Annotated in this window: 18 protein-coding genes; 6 read left to right on the forward strand and 12 right to left on the reverse strand. The window is 70.5% G+C overall.

The window, feature by feature from the left end:
- The first annotated feature begins 74 nt into the window (after positions 1-74).
- Positions 75-704, forward strand: a complete 630-nt coding sequence (locus OHU34_RS13445) for an XRE family transcriptional regulator (RefSeq protein WP_405772249.1) — start codon at positions 75-77, stop codon at positions 702-704.
- Between the two features lie 34 nt (positions 705-738).
- On the opposite strand, the gene OHU34_RS13450 is transcribed toward OHU34_RS13445, so the two are convergent.
- Positions 739-1,764 (reverse strand): ATP-dependent 6-phosphofructokinase, encoded by a 1,026-nt coding sequence (locus tag OHU34_RS13450; RefSeq protein WP_142266222.1) that lies wholly within the window; start codon positions 1,762-1,764, stop codon positions 739-741.
- 190 nt (positions 1,765-1,954) lie between these two features.
- Between OHU34_RS13450 and pta the strand changes: the two genes are divergently transcribed.
- From pta to pyk, 3 genes are all read left to right on the forward strand, one after another.
- Entirely contained in the window at positions 1,955-4,045 is a 2,091-nt protein-coding gene (gene pta, locus OHU34_RS13455; protein WP_405766453.1) for a phosphate acetyltransferase, read from the forward strand.
- Positions 4,042-5,253: an acetate kinase gene (locus OHU34_RS13460; protein ID WP_142266220.1), complete on the forward strand. Its 1,212-nt coding sequence runs from the start codon at positions 4,042-4,044 to the stop codon at positions 5,251-5,253. The genes pta and OHU34_RS13460 overlap by 4 nt, the downstream gene beginning before the upstream one ends.
- A gap of 89 nt (positions 5,254-5,342) precedes the next feature.
- Positions 5,343-6,773 carry a pyruvate kinase gene (gene pyk, locus OHU34_RS13465; RefSeq protein ID WP_142266219.1) on the forward strand — a complete coding sequence of 477 codons (1,431 nt, stop codon included), beginning with the start codon at positions 5,343-5,345 and terminating at the stop codon, positions 6,771-6,773.
- A gap of 124 nt (positions 6,774-6,897) precedes the next feature.
- On the opposite strand, the gene OHU34_RS13470 is transcribed toward pyk, so the two are convergent.
- The 4 genes from OHU34_RS13470 to OHU34_RS13485 form a co-directional block, all read right to left on the reverse strand.
- Positions 6,898-8,259 (reverse strand): hypothetical protein, encoded by a 1,362-nt coding sequence (locus tag OHU34_RS13470; protein WP_405766457.1) that lies wholly within the window; start codon positions 8,257-8,259, stop codon positions 6,898-6,900.
- The gene (locus tag OHU34_RS13475) at positions 8,249-8,887 is read right to left on the reverse strand and encodes a DUF6114 domain-containing protein (RefSeq protein WP_142266217.1); all 639 of its coding nucleotides are present in this window, start codon (positions 8,885-8,887) and stop codon (positions 8,249-8,251) included. Before OHU34_RS13475 ends, OHU34_RS13470 begins: the two co-directional genes overlap by 11 nt.
- Before the next feature lie 118 nt (positions 8,888-9,005).
- Positions 9,006-9,638: a DUF6230 family protein gene (locus tag OHU34_RS13480; RefSeq protein ID WP_057603490.1), complete on the reverse strand. Its 633-nt coding sequence runs from the start codon at positions 9,636-9,638 to the stop codon at positions 9,006-9,008.
- Positions 9,639-10,282: 644 nt separating this feature from the next.
- Positions 10,283-11,257 carry a tetratricopeptide repeat protein gene (locus tag OHU34_RS13485; protein WP_142266216.1) on the reverse strand — a complete coding sequence of 325 codons (975 nt, stop codon included), beginning with the start codon at positions 11,255-11,257 and terminating at the stop codon, positions 10,283-10,285.
- 239 nt (positions 11,258-11,496) lie between these two features.
- Between OHU34_RS13485 and OHU34_RS13490 the strand changes: the two genes are divergently transcribed.
- Positions 11,497-12,165, forward strand: coding sequence for a TetR/AcrR family transcriptional regulator (locus OHU34_RS13490; protein WP_405766460.1), 669 nt, complete (start codon positions 11,497-11,499; stop codon positions 12,163-12,165).
- Positions 12,166-12,217: 52 nt separating this feature from the next.
- Here OHU34_RS13490 and OHU34_RS13495 read toward each other — a convergent pair whose 3' ends face one another.
- The 4 genes from OHU34_RS13495 to OHU34_RS13510 form a co-directional block, all read right to left on the reverse strand.
- On the reverse strand, positions 12,218-13,918 hold the full coding sequence (locus tag OHU34_RS13495; protein ID WP_142266214.1) for a methylmalonyl-CoA mutase: 1,701 nt from the start codon (positions 13,916-13,918) through the stop codon (positions 12,218-12,220).
- 175 nt (positions 13,919-14,093) lie between these two features.
- On the reverse strand, positions 14,094-14,432 hold the full coding sequence (locus OHU34_RS13500) for a DUF3817 domain-containing protein (protein ID WP_020131139.1): 339 nt from the start codon (positions 14,430-14,432) through the stop codon (positions 14,094-14,096).
- Positions 14,433-14,495: 63 nt separating this feature from the next.
- Complete coding sequence (locus tag OHU34_RS13505) at positions 14,496-15,005, reverse strand: MarR family winged helix-turn-helix transcriptional regulator (protein ID WP_020131140.1); 510 nt, start codon at positions 15,003-15,005, stop codon at positions 14,496-14,498.
- A gap of 11 nt (positions 15,006-15,016) precedes the next feature.
- The gene (locus OHU34_RS13510; RefSeq protein WP_405766463.1) at positions 15,017-16,309 is read right to left on the reverse strand and encodes an MFS transporter; all 1,293 of its coding nucleotides are present in this window, start codon (positions 16,307-16,309) and stop codon (positions 15,017-15,019) included.
- Positions 16,310-16,382: 73 nt separating this feature from the next.
- On the opposite strand from OHU34_RS13510, the gene OHU34_RS13515 reads away from it, so the two are divergent.
- A complete protein-coding gene (locus tag OHU34_RS13515; RefSeq protein ID WP_142266212.1) occupies positions 16,383-17,369 on the forward strand; it encodes a DUF5937 family protein in 987 nt (328 codons plus the stop codon).
- Here the strand turns inward: OHU34_RS13515 and OHU34_RS13520 are convergent.
- The 3 genes from OHU34_RS13520 to OHU34_RS13530 all read right to left on the reverse strand — a co-directional run bounded on the left by OHU34_RS13520 (position 17,363) and on the right by OHU34_RS13530 (position 19,154).
- Positions 17,363-18,364: a matrixin family metalloprotease gene (locus tag OHU34_RS13520; RefSeq protein ID WP_230194611.1), complete on the reverse strand. Its 1,002-nt coding sequence runs from the start codon at positions 18,362-18,364 to the stop codon at positions 17,363-17,365. The two genes, OHU34_RS13515 and OHU34_RS13520, sit on opposite strands and share 7 nt — an antisense overlap.
- Positions 18,365-18,510: 146 nt before the next feature.
- The gene (locus OHU34_RS13525) at positions 18,511-18,813 is read right to left on the reverse strand and encodes an MTH1187 family thiamine-binding protein (protein ID WP_020131144.1); all 303 of its coding nucleotides are present in this window, start codon (positions 18,811-18,813) and stop codon (positions 18,511-18,513) included.
- On the reverse strand, positions 18,810-19,154 hold the full coding sequence (locus OHU34_RS13530; RefSeq protein WP_142266210.1) for a DUF3817 domain-containing protein: 345 nt from the start codon (positions 19,152-19,154) through the stop codon (positions 18,810-18,812). Before OHU34_RS13530 ends, OHU34_RS13525 begins: the two co-directional genes overlap by 4 nt.
- Positions 19,155-19,267 lie beyond the last annotated feature (113 nt).

Here is a 19,267-nt window from a genome sequence, read left to right on the forward strand (position 1 = left end):
CTCCAGCCCACACCCGTCAGCCAGGTCCCCCCTTCAACGCTCCCGCCGCCCGCAGGCTCCGCGCCGCCCTCGGCATGACCCCGGACCACGTCGCCCACGGACTGCGCACCTCCTACGCCCTGCCGCACGCCACCCCCGATCTCGTCATCGCCTGGGAGCGCGGGGCACTCACCCCCACGCATCCCGAACTCACCGCTCTCGCGGGCGTGTTGTGGTGTTCCCCGGGTGAACTCATCGGCAGGCCGCGCACCCTGCGCGAACACCGCGTCGCCCAGGGCTTCGCCCCCGAGGACGTCGCCCGGGCCGTGGGGCACGAGTTCCTCGCGTACACGCGGATGGAGGAGAGCGGGCAGTGGCGCGGCACGGACCGGCAGTCCGCGGCACTCGCCGAGCTGCTCGACCTCTCACTGCCCGACCTGGTCACCGTCACCGGCCTCGAAGCCGAACTGGCGGACCTGCTGCGCACCGCCGCCCGCACCCGCTGGCAGGCGTACGTCAGGCCCGTGGGCAGGATCGTGCCCCTGGACCGGCGTCTCCTGGAGGAGACCCTCCAGGAGCTGCACCAGGACTACCAGGGGCAGATGGTCGCCACGCTGAGCTGGGGCGACGGCAGCGCGGCCGGGGAGGCGAGCGACGTCGGCCGGGACTTCCTCGACCGGATCGTCGACACCTTCTGGACGAGCCTCGAGAGCCGGACAGCCTAGGGCCCGCCCGCGAGGCAGCGCCCCGGGGCCTGCCCTAGAAGACCGACTCCGCCTCGACGATCCGGTCCTTGGGCACCGTCTTCAGCTCGGTGACCGCCTCGGCGAGCGGCACCATCACCACGTCCGTCCCGCGCAGCGCGGTCATCCGCCCGAACTGGCCCCGGTGCGCCGCCTCCACCGCGTGCCAGCCGAAGCGGGTCGCCAGGACACGGTCGTACGCCGTCGGGACACCGCCACGCTGGACGTGGCCGAGAATCACCGGCCGGGCCTCCTTGCCGAGCCGCTTCTCCAGCTCGTAGGCCAGCGCCGTGCCGATGCCCTGGAAGCGCTCGTGACCGAACTGGTCGATCGCGCCCTTGCTGTAGTCCATGGTGCCGTCGGCCGGGTGCGCGCCTTCCGCGACGCAGATCACCGCGAACTTCTTGCCGCGCGCGAACCGCTCCTCGACCATCTTCACCAGGTCGGCGGGGTCGAAGGGCCGCTCCGGCAGGCAGATCCCGTGCGCGCCCGCGGCCATGCCGGACTCCAGCGCGATCCAGCCCGCGTGCCGGCCCATCACCTCGACGACCATCACCCGCTGGTGGGACTCCGCCGTGGTCTTGAGGCGGTCCATCGCCTCCGTCGCGACGCCCACCGCCGTGTCGAAGCCGAACGTGCGGTCCGTCGACGAGATGTCGTTGTCGATCGTCTTCGGCACGCCCACCACCGGAAGGCCGGCGTCCGACAGCATCCGCGCCGCCGTCAGCGTGCCCTCGCCGCCGATCGGGATCAGCGCGTCGATGCCGAAGTCGTGGATCATGTCGGAGGCGCTCTCGCAAGCCTCGCGCAGCCGGTCGCGCTCCAGGCGGGACGAGCCGAGAATGGTGCCGCCGCGGGCCAGGATGCCGCTCACCGCGTTGAGGTCGAGGCCGCGGTAACGGCCGTCCAGCAGACCCGCGTAGCCGTCCTCGAAGCCGATCACCTCGTCGCCGTAATGGTCGACGGCGCGGTGCACGACCGACCGGATCACTGCGTTCAGGCCGGGGCAGTCGCCACCTGCGGTGAGAACTCCGATGCGCATCGTGCTGTGTCTCCTGCTCGCTGTTGGTACCGGGGAGCCGGATTCGATTGTTTCACGCCGCCGAGCGGGCTGTCTCTTGACGGGCGCCTTAACTACGGCCAGAGGTATTGTCAAGAGGGATCTGCTCACCTAGGTGGGCGATTTTTGTGCCCCGTGCCCCCAGACCCCTGTACAGAGACGGAGAGCTCGCGTGACCCGCAGCGTGTACGTGACCGGAATCGACCGCGGCGACGGCCGTCAGGTCGTCGAGCTGGGAGTCATGGAGCTCCTGACCCGGCAGGTCGACCGGGTGGGCGTGTTCCGTCCCCTCGTCCACGACGGGCCCGACCGGCTCTTCGAGCTGCTGCGTGCGCGCTACCGGCTGGCGCAGGATCCGGCCACCGTCTACGGCATGGACTACCACGAGGCCTCCGCCCTCCAGGCGGAACAGGGGACGGACGAGCTGATCTCCACCCTCGTCGAGCGGTTCCACCGCGTCGCCCGCGACTACGAGGTCGTCCTCGTCCTGGGAACGGACTACGCCGACACCCAGTTCCCGGACGAACTCGCCCTCAACGCACGCCTCGCGAACGAGTTCGGCGCGTCCGTGATCCCGGTCGTCGGCGGCCGCAAGCAGACGGTGGAGTCCGTGTTCGCGGAGACCCGCAACGCCTACCGGGCGTACGAGGTCCTCGGCTGCGACGTCCTCGCCATGGTGACGAACCGGGTGGCCCCGGACGACCGGGAGGAGATCGCCGCCCGGCTCGCGACGCGGCTGCCCGTGCCCTGTTACGTGCTGCCCGACGAGCCCGCGCTCTCCGCCCCGACCGTCGCGCAGATCAGTCACGCGCTGGGCGCGCGGGTGCTGCTCGGCGACGACTCCGGGCTGGCCCGTGACGCGCTCGACTTCGTCTTCGGCGGGGCGATGCTGCCGAACTTCCTCAACGCGCTGACCCCGGGCTGCCTGGTCGTCACCCCGGGAGACCGCGCCGACCTGGTCATCGGCTCGCTGGCCGCGCACAGCGCAGGCACCCCACCGATAGCCGGGCTGCTGCTCACCCTCGACGAGGTGCCGAGCACCGAGATCCTCACCCTCGCCGCCCGCCTCGCCCCGGGCACGCCCGTCGTGTCGGTGCCCGGCAACAGCTTCCTCACGGCCGAGCAGCTGTTCTCCCTGGAGGGCAAGCTGAACGCGGCCACCCCGCGCAAGGCCGAGACCGCGCTGGGGCTGTTCGAGCGGCACGTGGACACGGTCGATCTGCTCAGCCGCGTCTCCGCGCCGAGCACCGACCGCCTCACGCCGATGATGTTCGAGCACAAGCTCCTGGAGCAGGCCCGCGTCGACAAGCGCCGGGTCGTCCTGCCGGAGGGGACCGAGGAGCGTGTGCTGCACGCGGCCGAGGTGCTGCTGCGCCGGGGCGTCTGCGACCTCACGCTCCTCGGGCCCGTCGACCAGATCCGCAAGAAGGCCGCCGACCTCGGCATCGACCTCGGCGACTGCTCGCTGATCGACCCGGCCACCTCCGAGCTGCGCGACTCCTTCGCCGAGAAGTACGCCCGGCTGCGGGCCCACAAGGGCGTCACGGTGGAGCTGGCGTACGACGTCGTCTCGGACGTGAACTACTTCGGCACGCTCATGGTCCAGGAGGGTCTCGCCGACGGCATGGTCTCCGGGTCGGTGCACTCCACGGCCGCCACGATCCGCCCGGCCTTCGAGATCATCAAGACCAAGCCGGACGCCGACATCGTCTCGTCCGTCTTCTTCATGTGCCTGGCCGACAAGGTCCTCGTGTACGGCGACTGCGCGGTGAACCCCGACCCGAACGCCGAGCAGCTCGCCGACATCGCCATCCAGGCGGCCGCGACCGCCGCCCAGTTCGGGGTGGAGCCGCGGATCGCGATGCTGTCGTACTCCACCGGCACGTCCGGCTCGGGCGCCGACGTCGACAAGGTGCGGGAGGCGACGAAGCTCGTCCGCGAGCGGCGCCCCGACCTGAGGATCGAGGGGCCGATCCAGTACGACGCCGCGGTGGAGCCGACCGTCGCCGCGACCAAGCTGCCGGGCTCCGAAGTCGCCGGCCAGGCAAGCGTGTTGATCTTCCCGGACCTGAACACCGGCAACAACACCTACAAGGCCGTGCAGCGTTCGGCCGGCGCGATCGCGGTCGGGCCGGTGCTCCAGGGCCTGCGCAAGCCGGTCAACGACCTGTCCCGGGGCGCCCTGGTCCAGGACATCGTCAACACCGTCGCCATCACGGCGATCCAGGCCCAGACCCCGAACGAGAAGGCTCCCCTGCAGTGACCGCGACCCGTGTCCTCGTCCTCAACTCCGGCTCCTCGTCGGTGAAGTACCAGCTGCTCGACATGCGGGACAGCAGCCGGCTGGCGAACGGGCTCGTCGAGCGGATCGGTGAGCAGTCCTCCCGGCTCAAGCACACGCCCCTCGCGACCGGCGGCGGGAGCCGTGAGTGGACCGGGCCGATCGCCGACCACGACGCCGCGCTGAAGGCCGTGGCGGAGGAGCTCGCGAAGGACGGGCTCGGCCTCGACTCCCCCGAACTCGCCGCCATCGGGCACCGGGTCGTGCACGGCGGCAAGCGCTTCACCGAGCCGACCGTGATCGACGACGCCGTCCTCGCCGAGATCGAGCGGCTGATCCCGGTCGCCCCGCTGCACAACCCGGCCAACCTCACCGGTATCCGCACCGCGACGGCCCTGCGTCCCGACCTGCCCCAGGTCGCCGTCTTCGACACCGCGTTCCACACCACGATGCCGGAGGCCGCGGCCCGCTACGCGATCGACGTCGAGACCGCGGACGCGCACCGGGTGCGGCGCTACGGCTTTCACGGGACCTCGCACGCGTACGTCTCCCGGGCGACGGCGAAGCTGCTGGGCAAGGCACCCGAAGAGGTGAATGTCATCGTGCTGCACCTCGGCAACGGGGCATCCGCCTCGGCCGTCGAGAAGGGCCGGTGCGTGGACACCTCGATGGGGCTGACGCCCTTGGAGGGGCTCGTGATGGGTACGCGCTCCGGGGACACCGATCCGGCCGTCATCTTCCATTTGGTACGTGTTGGTGAAATGTCCATCGACGAAATCGACACTCTTCTCAACAAGAAGAGCGGGCTGATCGGGCTGTGCGGTGACAACGACATGCGGGAGATCCGGCGCCGGATCGACGAGGGTGACGAGCGGGCGAAGCTCGCGTTCGACATCTACATTCACCGGCTGAAGAAGTACATCGGCGCCTATTACGCCGTACTCGGGCACGTGGACGCGGTCGCGTTCACCGCCGGGGTCGGGGAGAACGCGGCGCCGGTGCGGGAGGCGGCCGTGGCGGGCCTGGGTTCCCTGGGCCTGGCGGTGGACGACGAACTGAACGCGGTACGCGGTGACGAGCCGCGGCTGATCTCGCCCGCCGGCGCGCGGGTGGCGGTCGCCGTGGTGCCGACGGACGAGGAACTGGAGATCGCCACACAGACCTACGCACTGGTGAAAAAGACAAACTGAGCAGGAAAGCAACTGAGCACAACCCCTCTCATTTGTATCTTCCACCAGACGGAATATTCCGTAGCGAAACAAACCGATAGGATCGCCCCATGCGCCGTTCGAAAATCGTCTGTACTCTCGGCCCCGCGGTCGACTCCCATGAAATGCTCGTGTCGCTGATCGAGGCCGGCATGAACGTGGCCCGCTTCAACTTCAGCCACGGCTCCCACGCCGAGCACCAGGGCCGCTACGACCGGGTCCGGGCCGCCGCCAAGGAGACCGGCCGGGCCATCGGTGTCCTCGCCGACCTCCAGGGCCCGAAGATCCGCCTCGAGACCTTCGCCGAGGGTCCGGTCGAGCTGGTGCGCGGTGACGAGTTCACCATCACCACCGACGACGTCCCCGGCGACAAGACGATCTGCGGCACGACGTACAAGGGCCTGCCGGGCGATGTCTCGCGCGGCGACCAGATCCTCATCAACGACGGCAACGTCGAGCTGAAGGTCCTGGACGTCGAGGGCCCGCGGGTGAAGACGATCGTCATCGAGGGCGGCGTCATCTCCGACCACAAGGGCATCAACCTGCCCGGCACGGCCGTCAACGTGCCCGCGCTGAGCGAGAAGGACATCGACGACCTGCGGTTCGCGCTGCGGATGGGCGCCGACCTGGTCGCGCTGTCCTTCGTGCGGGACGCCAAGGACGTGGCCGACGTCCACCGGGTGATGGACGAGGAGGGCCGCCGGGTCCCCGTCATCGCCAAGGTCGAGAAGCCGCAGGCCGTGGAGAACATGGAGGACGTCGTCGCGGCGTTCGACGCCGTCATGGTGGCCCGTGGCGACCTGGCCGTCGAGTATCCGCTCGAGAAGGTCCCCATGGTGCAGAAGCGCCTCATCGAGCTGTGCCGGCGCAACGCCAAGCCGGTGATCGTGGCGACCCAGATGATGGAGTCGATGATCACCAACTCCCGTCCGACCCGCGCCGAGGCCTCCGACGTGGCCAACGCGATCCTGGACGGCGCGGACGCGGTCATGCTGTCCGCCGAGTCGAGCGTGGGCGCGTACCCGATCGAGACCGTGAAGACGATGTCGAAGATCGTCACCGCGGCCGAGCAGGAGCTGCTCAGCAAGGGGCTCCAGCCGCTCGTGCCGGGCAAGAAGCCGCGCACCCAGGGTGGTTCGATCGCGCGCGCCGCGTGCGAGATCTCCGACTTCCTGGGCGGCCGGGGCCTGGTGGCCTTCACCCAGTCCGGCGACACCGCCCGTCGGCTCTCGCGCTACCGCGCCTCCCAGCCGATCATCGCCTTCACCACCGACGAGGGCACCCGCAACCAGCTGGCGCTCAGCTGGGGTGTCGAGTCGCACATCGTGCCGTTCGTGAACAGCACCGACGAGATGGTCGACATGGTCGACCAGCAGATCGCCAAGATCAACCGCTTCAACCCGGGCGAGATCGTCATCATCACCGCCGGCTCGCCCCCCGGCGTGCCCGGCACCACCAACATGCTCCGTGTCCACCACCTCGGTGGCGGCTCCCGCGACTGAGCGGGGTGACCCCGGCCGCCCGAGGCGGCTTGTACGGCGCTGAGGGCGCCCCCTGTGGAACAGGGGGCGCCCTCAGCGTTGTTGCGGCTCCCGGACGGGTCTGGGGACGATCGGCCGGTACTGCTCAGCCGGTCGTGAACTGGTGCAGGCCGGGGACGGTCAGCGTGCCGCCGAGCTGGCCCGCCTGCTGGACCTTCACGTTGGTGAAGTAGATCAGCGGGATGTTCAGCGGCGGCGGGCTCTTCGGGCTGAACGTGATGGGTATCAGGCCGAACAGGTTGCCGGAGATGCTCTCCGTGTACATGATCGTGTCGCCGTCACGGATGGTGGACGTGGTGCCCTTGCCCGCCTGTACGTGGTACGTCTTGCCGGACTGCTTGTCGTCCACCGTCTGGTGCAGGTCGCCGATGTCGGTGCCGTCGGAGATGACGTACTTCAGCACCTCCTTGACCGTGCCGTTGGCGGTCTTCACCTTGACGATGCCCTGGTAGTCGGCGCCCTTGAGGAGCAGCGAACTGGCGTTCAGGTACCAGGGGTCGTCGGGCAGCCGGATCTTGTTGTCGATGCCGCCCTCGTCGTCCGTGGCGGCGGGGCAGTCGTCGGCGTCCGTGGTGGCGCTCTCCGAGGGACTCGGCGAGGCCGTGGCGTCCTCGGCGGCCTCCTCGGTGTCCTTCGCGGTGTCCTCGGCCTCGTCGGCGGTGTCCTTGACGGTGTCCTTCACCGTGTCGGTGACGGCGTCGGTGGTGTCCTTGGTAGTGCCGGACGAGTCCTTGCCGGAGCCGGAGGAGCCCGAGTCGTCCGAGGAGCCCGAGCCGGAGTCCGCCGACGAGTCGCCGGACGGCGCCGACTCCGAGGCCGAAGCCGACGGAGACGGGCTCGAACCGGCCGTCGCGGCGGAGTCGTTGCCGTCGAAGAGGTCCGTGATGGCGTCGCCGATGGTCTCCAGGACGTTCTTGTCCGTCGCGGAGGCCGAGGGGCTCGCCGTCGCGGTGTCACCGGACGTCGACGACTTGTCGGGCGCGGCGGCCGCCGAGGACGCGGCGGGAGCGGGCTCTGCCGTGTCGTCGGAACCTGAATCCGACGAACCGGAGTCACCCGTGTCGCCCGAGCCGCTCGACGTGTCCTTCGAGTCGTCCTTGGAGTCGTCCTTGGAGTCGTCGGCCGATTCGCTCGCGCTCGCCGAGGCGGACGGCGACGGGGAGGCCGACGCGGAGGCGTCCGCGCCCTCCAGGGCCGCCACACAGTCCTTGTACTCGTCGATCGTGAGGCTCTTGGACGCCGGCTGGTCCTCGGCGTTGGCGAGGGTCGGCGTGAACCCCATGCCCATCAGGACCGCCGTCGGCATGGCCGCCAGGGCTATCGCCTTGCCGGCCGGCATGTGGAACCTGGTGAAGATCGGCTTCTTGGGTGCCGCGTGCCGCGGCCCGGTGGTTCTCACGCGGGCAGCGTCCACATCGCTCCCGGTGGAAACCTCGTCAGCCGGCACTGTGCCTCCCGTTCGCCCCGTTGGCCGGGCTCGTTCCTGACAGATCGTGCAGATCGTGCGGCTCGCCCGCCCCGTGGTCGTCCTTCGTGAAGGACGGCTTCACGGTGGGGGCCGGGCCCGTGCTGTACGGGTTCTCGGTGAGGTCGCCCGCGTCGGCGGGAGGTGCGGGGAACGCGCCCTCGGGGGCGCCTCCGGCGGTCGCGCCGGCTTCCGGCCCCGGAGCCCGGGCGGGCGGTGCGCCCGGTACCCAGGACACGGCCATCGCCCCGCCGATCAGCGCGAACAGGAAGCCGATGAGGAAGCCGCCCAGGTTCGACACCGGGATGGAGACCAGACCGAGCAGGATCGCCGCGACTCCCGCGAAGACCTGTACGTGCTTCTGGAACCACAGACTGATGCCCAGAACGCCCAGCAGCACGCCGATGATCAGCGACCCCGCGCCCGCGGTGGTGGCCATCGCCAGCGTCAGGTGGCCCACCTGGAGGTGCGCGTAAGGGAAGTAGGCGATGGGGAAGCCGGCGAGGAGGACGAACAAGCCCGCCCAGAACGGCCTGGTGCCCCGCCAGGCGCGGAACTGCTGCCTCCGGCGGGTGAACTGACCGGGGGCGACAGGGGTCTCGGCGCTCATGGAAAACAGCTCCCTGGTGCGGCGTTTCTGTGGTGGTGGGTCGAAGTGCTGGTGAAGCCCCGGGCTTCAGACTGGACGGGCGGGGGCGCCACCGGCCCCCCCGCCCGTCAGAGAGTGCTTAGTAGCACTCCTTGACACCCGTCGACAGCGACATCTTGAGGCCGCTGAGCTTGAAGGTTCCGGCGGTGGTGGCCCACGCCGTCTGCTTCACGTCGGTCAGCGTGGCGGAGTCCGCCTGCTGGGCGAACCCGTACGGGTTGGCCGTGTCACCGCTCTTGAGGCCCGGACCCTTGTTGGCGTCCTTCGCGGCCACACCGATGTCGATGCCCTTGAACACGGCGTCCGCGCTCAGGTCCTCGACGTCGATGTAGAGGTTCTCCGCCTCGACCGGCTTACCGCCGCCGCCCGCCTTCAGCGTGAGGCTGACGGAACCGAGCAGCGGGATGTTCGGGGTGACCACGGACTGGCACATGTTCGTGATCGAGGCGCTCTTGAACGCCGAGACGGCAACGGCGTGAGCCGTCTTCTTGCCGTCGAGGGTGTAACCCGAGTCGATCGCGCCGTACTGCGAGAAGCCCGTGCCTTCGAGCTTGTCGGCCGTCACCTTGAACGACTGACCGGACACGCTGAACGACGCGGCCAGTGCACCCTGCGCGAGGGCGACACCTATACATGCCGTAGCGGCGACGCTGGGCACCATGACCACAGCGAAGCGCTTCCATCTGGTCCCGCCACGCACCTGGGACTCCATATTTCCTCCTTCTCGGACGTACATCTCCTGATCCCGTGAGCCCCCTCGGACGGCGGCTCAGCCGGGCAGGGATGGGAGAAGTGCTACGTCCTCGGGAAGGGGAGCGCCTGTCTCGGAGGCGCGAACCGCGCACCGATCACCGGCGATCACCCCCGAGCGACAACCACTGGTCGCGCCTGACACGCATCACGCACAACCTTGCTGGACAGGCTTCACCGCAGCGAAGACCCCCCTGTCCGAGAGCCGACTCCACTGCCGTCGGCTCTGCTCGGTGGGGACCCAGGAAAACCCGTTGACCCAACCGGCTGTCGGGGTACGGGATTGGACCGAGCGTGGCCGATCGTGGTGCATTCTCGCCGCCCGCACAAGGGGGTTCGTTACTCGCTAGTAACGGCCGGATAACCGAACAACGACCCATAGGTCTCGACCGGCAACACAGGGTGTCTCCGACGCCGGGGACAAAGCTGTTGATCGCTGGACAGAATCCGACAGAACAACGCCCAAGTCTTACTTGCAGTAACAGCGGCCGCGATTACCAAGATTTGGTAAAGCGCGGCCGCAGAGGAACCACATCGGCAGAACTTTCACTCCGACACCACGGGCTCTGACGTTTAGTGACTGGTCAGAACCCGGCTTCCGCCGGATCAGAACAGGGCGCGCGCCAGCGCTCGCCGGGCCGCCGCGACCCGGGGGTCGTCCGGCCCTACCACCTCGAACAGTTCGAGCAGCCGCAGCCGTACGGCTTCCCGGTCGTCACCGGCCGTGCGCCGCACGGTGTCGATGAGCCGTCCGAAGGCGTCCTCGACATGACCGCCCACCAGATCCAGGTCGGCCGCGGCGATCTGCGCCGCCGCGTTCTCCGGCTTGTCGGCGGCGTCCTTGCGCACCTGCTGCGGGTCCATACCGCCCACCCGCTGGAGCAACTCGGCCTGCGCGAGCCCGAGCTTGGCCTCGCTGTTGCCCGGGTCGTCGGCGAGCACGTTGCGGTACGCCTGCACGGCACCGCCGAAGTCACCGGCGTCCAGCGCCTGCACGGCGGCTTCGAGCAGCGCGTCGTACGGCCCGACGGGCTCGGCCTCGACCGCGTCCACGGCGCCCGGCTCGGCGTCGGCGTCGACGGTCAGGCCGGTGAGCCCGAACCGCTGCTCGGCGACCTGCACCAACTGGTCGAGGGTCTGCCGGATCTGCGCTTCGCCGGCGGCTCCCTGGAAGAGCGGCAGCGCCTGTCCGGCGACGACCGCGAAGACGGCCGGGATGCCCTGCACCCCGAACTGCTGCATCAGCATCTGATTGGCGTCGACGTCGACCTTGGCGAGCAGGAAGCGGCCGTTGTACTCGACGGCGAGGCGCTCCAGTACGGGGCTCAGCTGCTTGCAGGGCTGGCACCACTCGGCCCAGAAGTCGATGACGACGGGCACCTCGGCGGACCGCTGAAGGACCTCCCGCTCGAAGCCCGCCTCATCGACGTCGATGACGAGATCGGCCGGGGAGACGGCCCCCGCGCCGCCCTGCCGTGCCGTTTCGGCGCGCGTCTGCTCCGCCTTCGCCTTGGCCTCCTGGGCCGCCTTCACCGCGGCGAGGTCGACGACTCCGCTCATGGACATGTTCCGTGGCTGCATGCGTCTATCCTCCCCCGTCCGCGCGCCTGCGTGAAAAGCGTTCCGAATACGTCCCGAACATCCCGAACATGAGCGCCGGGGTCCCCACCCCGCACCCTGCCCGGAAGGCGGCCCGCGCACGCCCCGCGCGAGCTTTCGCTACGAGTCGTAGCGTAATGGCACCGAGTGCCTCCGCAACACCCCGCCTCGGTGATCTCCCTCACGGAAGCCCATGACAAACCGCCGGTTATGGTCGGGGAATGCAGATCCGCACCCCCGCCTGTCGTACGGGCCGTCCGCGCAGCGCCGCGGCCGACACGGCGATCCTGGCCGCGACCCGGGAGGCGCTGGTCGAGCTGGGCTGGTCCAAGCTGACGCTGGGGGATGTGGCGACGCGCGCCGGGGTCGCCAAGACGACTCTCTACCGCCGCTGGGCCGGCAAGAACGAACTGGTCGTCGACGCGGTCGCGGAACTCTTCGGTGAGCTCGAACTCCCCGACCGGGGCAGCCTCGCCGCCGACATCGAGGGTGTGGTCCTGCAGTTCGCGGCGATCCTGGCCCGACCCGAGGCCAAGAGCGGCCTGATGGCGGCCGTCGCCGAGTCCACCCGCGACGACGCCCTGCGCGAGCGCATCCGCGCCTCCATCGTCGACCCGCAGAAGGACCTGGTGCTGGAGGGCCGCGCCCGCGCCCAGGCGCGCGGTGAACTCCCCCCGCAGGCCGACCCGGCCGAGGCCGCCCGCACGGTCGACCTCATCTTCGACGTCGTGGCGGGTGCGGTGGTCCACCGCACCCTGGTCAGCGCGGAACCCGCGGACGAGGAATGGGTACGCAGTTTCACCCGGGTCCTGCTCCTGGGCCTGACCGCGACGACCGGCCCGTCCGAGGACACCGGCGCGTCCGAGGAGCTCCCCGGCGAACACGTCTGAGGGCGGGGGCCGCCGACGCCCCCGCCCCCGCCGACGCCCCTGCCTGCGCCGTCTAGAACCCCGCGGGCTCGGTGTACACCCCCCACTCGTCCCGCAGCACGTCACAGATCTCGCCCAGCGTCGCCTCGGCCCGCACCGCGTCCAGCATCGGCCCGATCATGTTGGAGCCGTCACGGGCGGCGCCCAGCATGGCGGTGAGCGCGCCCCGCACGGCCGTCTCGTCCCGGGCGGCCCTGCGGGCGCCCAACGCCCGCACCTGCTCCCGCTCCACCTCGTGGCTGACCCGCAGGATCTCCAGGTCCCCGGTCACCGACCCGGTGTGCGCGTTGACGCCGACGACCCGCTTCTCGCCCTTCTCCACAGCCTGTTGGTACCGGAAGGCCGACTCCGCGATCTCCCCGGTGAACCAGCCGTCCTCGATCCCGCGCAGGATCCCGGAGGTGATCGGCCCGATCGGGTGCCGCCCGTCGGGGTGGGCCCGCAGCCCCCGCTCCCTGATCTGCTCGAAGATCTTCTCGGCGTCGGCCTCGATCCGGTCCGTCAGTTGCTCGACGTACCAGGAACCGCCCAGCGGGTCGGCGACGTTGGCGACGCCGGTCTCCTCCATCAGCACCTGCTGGGTGCGCAGCGCGATCTCCGCCGCCTGCTCGCTCGGCAGCGCGAGGGTCTCGTCCAGGGCGTTCGTGTGCAGCGAGTTGGTCCCCCCGAGCACCGCCGCGAGGGCTTCCACGGCCGTACGCACCACGTTGTTGTACGGCTGCTGGGCGGTCAGCGAGACCCCGGCGGTCTGGGTGTGGAAGCGCAGCCACTGCGCCTTCTCGGACTTCGCCCCGTAGACGTCCCGCATCCAGCGCGCCCAGATCCTGCGCGCCGCGCGGAACTTGGCGATCTCCTCGAAGAAGTCGACGTGCGCGTCGAAGAAGAAGGACAGCCCGGGTGCGAACACGTCCACGTCGAGACCGCGGCTGAGCCCCAGCTCCACGTACCCGAAGCCGTCCGCCAGCGTGTAGGCCAGCTCCTGCGCGGCCGTCGCGCCGGCCTCACGGATGTGGTAGCCGGAGACGGACAGCGGCTTGTAGGCGGGGATGCCGGCCGCGCAGTACTCCATCAGGTCGCCGATGAGACGCAGATGCGGCTCGGGCTGGAAGAGCCACTCCTTCTGGGCGATGTACTCCTTGAAGATGTCCGTCTGGAGTGTGCCGTTGAGGAGGCCCGGGTCGACGCCCTGCCGTTCGGCGGCGACGAGGTACATGCAGAAGACCGGTACGGCCGGCCCGCTGATCGTCATGGAGGTCGTGACGTCACCCAGCGGGATGTCCTTGAACAGGACCTCCATGTCGGCGGCCGAGTCGATGGCGACCCCGCAGTGCCCGACCTCGCCCAGCGCGTGCCGGTCGTCGGAGTCGCGCCCCATCAACGTGGGCATGTCGAAGGCCACGGACAGCCCTCCGCCGCCGTTGGCCAGGATCATCTTGTAGCGCTCGTTGGTCTGCTCGGCGTTGCCGAACCCGGCGAACTGCCGGATGGTCCACGTGCGCCCCCGGTAGCCGGTCGGGTACAGGCCGCGCGTGAAGGGGTACTCCCCGGGCCAGCCGATCCGCTCGAAGCCGTCGTACGTGTCACCGGGCCGGGGCCCGTACGCCGGCTCCACGGGGTCCCCGGAGAGCGTGGTGAAGTCGGCCTCACGCTTGCGCGAAGCGTCGTACCGGGCCTGCCAGCGACGGCGGCCCTCCTCGATGGCGTCAGCGTCCATGCCTCAAATTTACTAGGACGTCCAAGTAAATGTCGATGGCTATCGGTAGGACATCCTGGTAACCGTGCGTGTCCGAAGGCCGAAACCGCCGTACACGCGCGCGTGCGGCACGGGTACGGCGGCGGGATCGGTGCGGGAACCGGCGTCGGATTCGACTCCGGAATCGGCGCCGGATCTAGGCCTTGGCGGCCACGGGAGCCTCGTCGGCGACCCGGCCCTCCAGCTCACGGCTGATCCTGCGCTCCACGAAGAAGGCGGCGGTCGGGACGGTCCCGGCGAGCAGCACCCACAGCTGCTTGCCCACCGGCCACTTCGCCTTGGAGCCCAGGTCGAAGGCGAAGACCAGGTAGAGGACGTAGAGCCAGCCGTGCGCGATGGCGACGACGCGGGTGAAGTCCGCGGCCCCGTCGACGTCCAGGCCGTACTTGGCGATCATGCCCAGGCACAGCAGGACCAGCAGCACACCGGTGACATAGGCCAGGACGCGGTAGCGGGTCAGCACGCTCTTCTTCATGCCGACGAGCGTAACGACCCGTTCCGGGAGATCTTGCCCCGGGTCACCCCTGCCGGAGCCGGGTCACTCCTCGTCGAAGTCCTGTGCGGCGACCCGCAGCGGCCGGAGCATCGCGAAGATCTCCCCGCACTCCTCCGCGTCGTACACCCCGAGACCGAAGTCCATCGCCATCAGGTCGCGGGTGGCCTCCTCGACGACCTCCCGGCCCTTGTCGGTGATGACGGCGAGGGTGCCGCGGCCGTCGTTGGGGTTGGGGCGCCGGGCGACCAGGCCCGACTTCACCAGGCGGTCGACGGTGTTCGTCACCGAGGTGGGGTGCACCTGGAGCCGCTCGCCGATCTTCGACATGGTCAGCTCGCCCTCCTTGGAGAAGGTGAGCAGCACCAGCGCCTCGAAGCGTGCGAACGTCAGGCCGTACGGCTTGACCACGGCGTCCACCTCGGCGAGCAGGATCTGGTGCGCGCGCATGATCGAGGTGATCGCGGCCATGGACGGCGTGTTCCCCCAGCGCTGTTTCCAGAGCTCGTCGGCGCGGGCGATGGGGTCGAACGGGAGACTGGGCGGTTTCGGCACGCCTCCAGACCTTACCGGCCGGTCATATCGTGGTCAGCCCCGTCTCGGCCTTCGGTCCGCCGGACCTCCAGGGCGGACAGGACGCAGCAGACCGTCCCCAGCACTCCGGCCCCCGCGACCGCGGCCGCCACACCCACCAGCTCCGCGGCCACCCCGGCGAGCGTCATGCCGACTCCCTGGAACGTCATGAGCCCGGCGGTGAGCAGTGTCATGGCCCGTCCGCGCAGCTCCTCGGGCACGTCCCGGACGATCCACTGGTCGAGGCCGAGGGTGTACGCCGACCCGGCGCCCGAGACCACCAGCAGGAGCAGCGAGACGGCGAGGCCGGGGTGGAGGGCGTAGCCGAGGTAAGGCAGCAGGGTCACACAGACGAGCGGCAGCGCGATGCGCTCACGGGTGACCGGGCGCAGCCGGGAGCCCGCGTACAACTCGCCGGCGATCGCGCCGACCGGCAGCGCGCACATCAGCAGCCCGAGGCCGGTGGGGCCGACGCCCAGGCCGTCGGCGTAGGGCGCGGACAGCGCCTCCGGGGCGACCGTGAAGGCCGGCGGCACCCAGAAGAGCAGCAGCAGCGCCCGTACGCGCCGGTCGGCGAGGATCTGCCGGGCGCCCTTGAGGGAGTCCGTGACCAGGGCGCCGCCGGTCCCGGCCCGGGCCGGGCGGCGGCGGGTACCGAGCCGCAGCAGCGCGGCGGAGGCGAGGAAGGTGCCGACGGTGACGAGCAGCGCCTGGCGCGGGGAGGCGACGGTGAGCAGCAGCCCGCCGAGTCCGAAGCCGACGAGCAGCGCGCTCTGCGCGGTGATGCGCAGCAGGGAGCGGCCGAGGACGAACAGGTCGCCGTCGCCGAGGATGTCCGCGAGGGTGGCCATCCGGGTGCCCGCGAAGATCGGCGAGACCACGGCGAGACAGCAGCGCAGGGCGAGCAGCACGGCGAGGGGCGCGCCCTGCGCCGTCATCGGTACCACGCACACCGCGCACACCAGGTCGCAGCCCACGAGCACGCGCCGGGCCGGGAAGCGGTCGGCGACCCCGGCGAGCAGGGTGCCGCCGACGACGTAGGGCAGGAAGCCGAGGGCCCAGGCCAGGGCGCTCATCAGCGGTGAGCCGGTCAGGTCGTAGACGAGGACGGACAGCGCGATCTCGGCGACGATCACGCCGAGCATGGACAGCAGATGGGCGGCGAAGACGGCCCGGAACTCACGGACGGCGAAGACGCGCAGGTAGCCGGCGGCGGGCGTCCCGGTCGTGGGTGTCGCCGGTGTCGCGGGCGTGGAGGGCGTGGAGGGCGTCGTGACTTCTGACATGGCAGCAGCGTGCTCGGCGGACCACGCAGGCCCTAGTGTTTCGGTCACCGCCGAATGTTCGAGAGGTGAGGTCGTGCCGTCGTACCTGCATTTCGGGGAGGACGACTTCCTGCGCTGCCGCTTCGCCGTGTCCCCGCTGTGGGAGGCGCAGGAGGTCGCGCGCACCCTCAAGCGGCCCGACCGGCACGGCTACCACGCGCCCTGGCTGCGCCGGATCCGTACCGCCGCGGAGGCGCTCGACCTGACCGGTCTGTGGCTGCTGATGCCGCGCCGGGGGCACTCCCCCGACTGGCTGTGCCCACCGCCGGTCGGGCCCGCGGCCGGGTTCGAGGAGGAGCTCGCCGCGGTCCGGGCCGCCGACCCCGAGGCAGCCCTCGCGGACACCGCCCGCTCGCTCGCGGACACCCCCGGCGCACTGGACTCGCCTCGAGGCCGGGCCTGGCTTGCGGATCCGGAGCGGATGATCCGGGAGCTGACCGGTGTACTGGAGGAGATCTGGCACATCCTGCTCGCACCGGACTGGCCCCGGCTGCGCGCCCTGCTGGAGGCGGATGTCGCCTTCCACTCCCGGCGGCTGGCCGAGGTGGGCCTGGGCGGGCTGCTGCCGGAGATCAACCGGCGCTGCGGCTGGCGGGCCGGGACCCTGACCGTCGACTCGAACGGCGAGCACGAGCGGCACCTGGGCGGGCAGGGGCTGGTGCTGATGCCGAGCGTGTTCTCGTGGCCGGACGTCGTGAGCGGCTTCGACCCTCCGTGGCAGCCGACGCTGGTGTACCCGGCGCGGGGCATCGGCGGCCTGTGGACCGACACCACCGCCCCCTCCCCCGCGGCGCTCGTCCGGCTGCTGGGCCGGGGCCGGGCCCGGGTGCTCGGCGCGCTCGACGATCCGGCGACCACCTCCGCCCTCGCCCACCGGCTCGGTCTCGCCCCGTCCTCGGTCTCCGCCCACCTGACGGTGCTGCGCGATTCCGGGCTGCTGGTGTCCCGGCGCTACGGCCACCAGGTGCTGTACGAGCGGACGCCGCTGGGGATGGCGCTGGTGTCGGGCGACGCTCAGTAGAGGCTGCGCAGGCCGAGGACGTCGCCCTTGCCGAGGGTGCGGGCGTCCGTGGAGCAGGCGAAGGAGTTCGCGTACATGGTCAGGTTCTCGTGTCCGGCGCCGGAGTGGCCGAGGCCGAAGACGTGCCCGGCCTCGTGCGTGGCGACGCTGCGGATGTCGTACGCGTGCGTGCAGGCGCCGGACGGACGGTTCGTGAACGGGAAGTCATGGGTGTTGAAGCGGACGTCGGCCTCGAGCAGTTCCTCGGGTCCGTCGGGCACCGGACGGCTCCAGGAGCAGGTCGTCGCGACGGCCTCGCCGCCGATGTCGCCCGCGTCCCACACGCTCAGACCGTCCCGGCGGGTGCAGCGGGCCGCGCGGTCGATGCCGGCCTCGTTGCCGGTGCTCGACAGGAACCTGGCCTTCGCCTTGACCGTGTCGTCGTAGCCGCAGTCGTTGCGGCTGGTGGTGATGGTGGCGATGGCGTCCTCGAAGGCCCGCCGGCCCTCGGCGTGGGACAACCGGCCCGGCAGGGGCCCGTCGCCGATGAACCACTCGTACGTGCCGTACTCCTTGCGGCCCGCGGTGGAGTAGGCGCCGTCGGCACAGGGGGCGGGGGCGTCGGCGCGGGCCCTGGACGCGGCCGCCGCCGCACGGGTCGCCTCGTGGGCCACCTCATGGGCCTCCTCGTAGACGTAGGAGACCGTTCCGTCGGCGGCGACCGTCAGGGTGAAACCGTGCGCCGAGCCGTCCGCCGTGAGCGCGTCGACGCTGACCGTCGTGCCGGGTTCGGGCACCGCCACCCCGGCGCCCTCGTGGGTGACCACCCGGCCGACGGCGCGGCAGTCGAGGACGGACGAGCCGGCGGGCAGGTCGTCCACGGTCAGTTCGCCGCGGGCGAGTGCGCACGCGGACGCCCTGGGCACCTCCCCCACGCAGACCACCGACAGCGATGCCGCCACCAGGAGCGCCGTGACCGCCCTGCCGACCAGTCCCGGTCCGCGCCGCCCTGCCACCGCACACTCCCCTTCAATGCCACGCCACCGCGCGGAACTTGATCGGCCTCGGGAGACATTAGCCAGGCGGCACCGGCCGAAAACCCCATCCGATATCACCCGTTGGAGCGACTGCTCAAACAGGTGTTCCGTCACCGTCCCGCCCGCTAGGCCGAGCGGTCCCCCAGATGCCGTTCCACCGTCTCCACCTTGGAGGTCAGGCCGTCCGTCACACCGGGGCGGATGTCCGCCTTCAGGACCAGCGAGACCCGGGGAGCCCGTTCCTCGACGGCGGCGACGGCGCGCTTGACGACGTCCATGACCTCGTCCCATTCGCCCTCGATGGAGGTGAACATGGCGTCGGTGCGGTTCGGGAGGCCGGACGCGCGGACGACCCGGACGGCGTCGGCGACGTAGTCACCGACGTCCTCGCCGACACCCAGCGGCGTGACGGAGAACGCGACGATCATGCCTTCGCCACCGTTTCCCGGCGGGCGCGGGAGGCGATGACCGCGTCCTCGGCCTCACGGCGCAGCCTGCGCTCGGCGAAGAAGCCGCCGGTCGGCAGGACCGACAGGACGAAGTAGAGGGCCGCGGTCTTCAGGGACCACTTCGCGCGGTTCCAGGCGTCCGCCCAGAAGAGCACGTACAGGACGAACAGCACGCCGTGGACCATGCCCATCACGGGCACCGCGTTGAAGTCCGTGGTCCGCTTCAGCACCGAGCAGACCAGCAGCAGAAGGAAGGAAACGGCCTCGGGGGCGGAGACCAGGCGCAGGCGGCGGAGGGCGGAGGCTGTCTTCAGGTCCACGAGTCACCTTCGGGGGGAGGTACGGCGACGAACAGGTCGGTTTGTGAATGCACGCACAAGCGTTCGCCCATTGTGGCAAACGGTCCACCTAAGGGTGCGTTCAGGGTCGTTCT

This window comes from Streptomyces sp. NBC_00080 (genome assembly GCF_045041255.1).
Classification (GTDB): domain Bacteria; phylum Actinomycetota; class Actinomycetes; order Streptomycetales; family Streptomycetaceae; genus Streptomyces; species Streptomyces coriariae.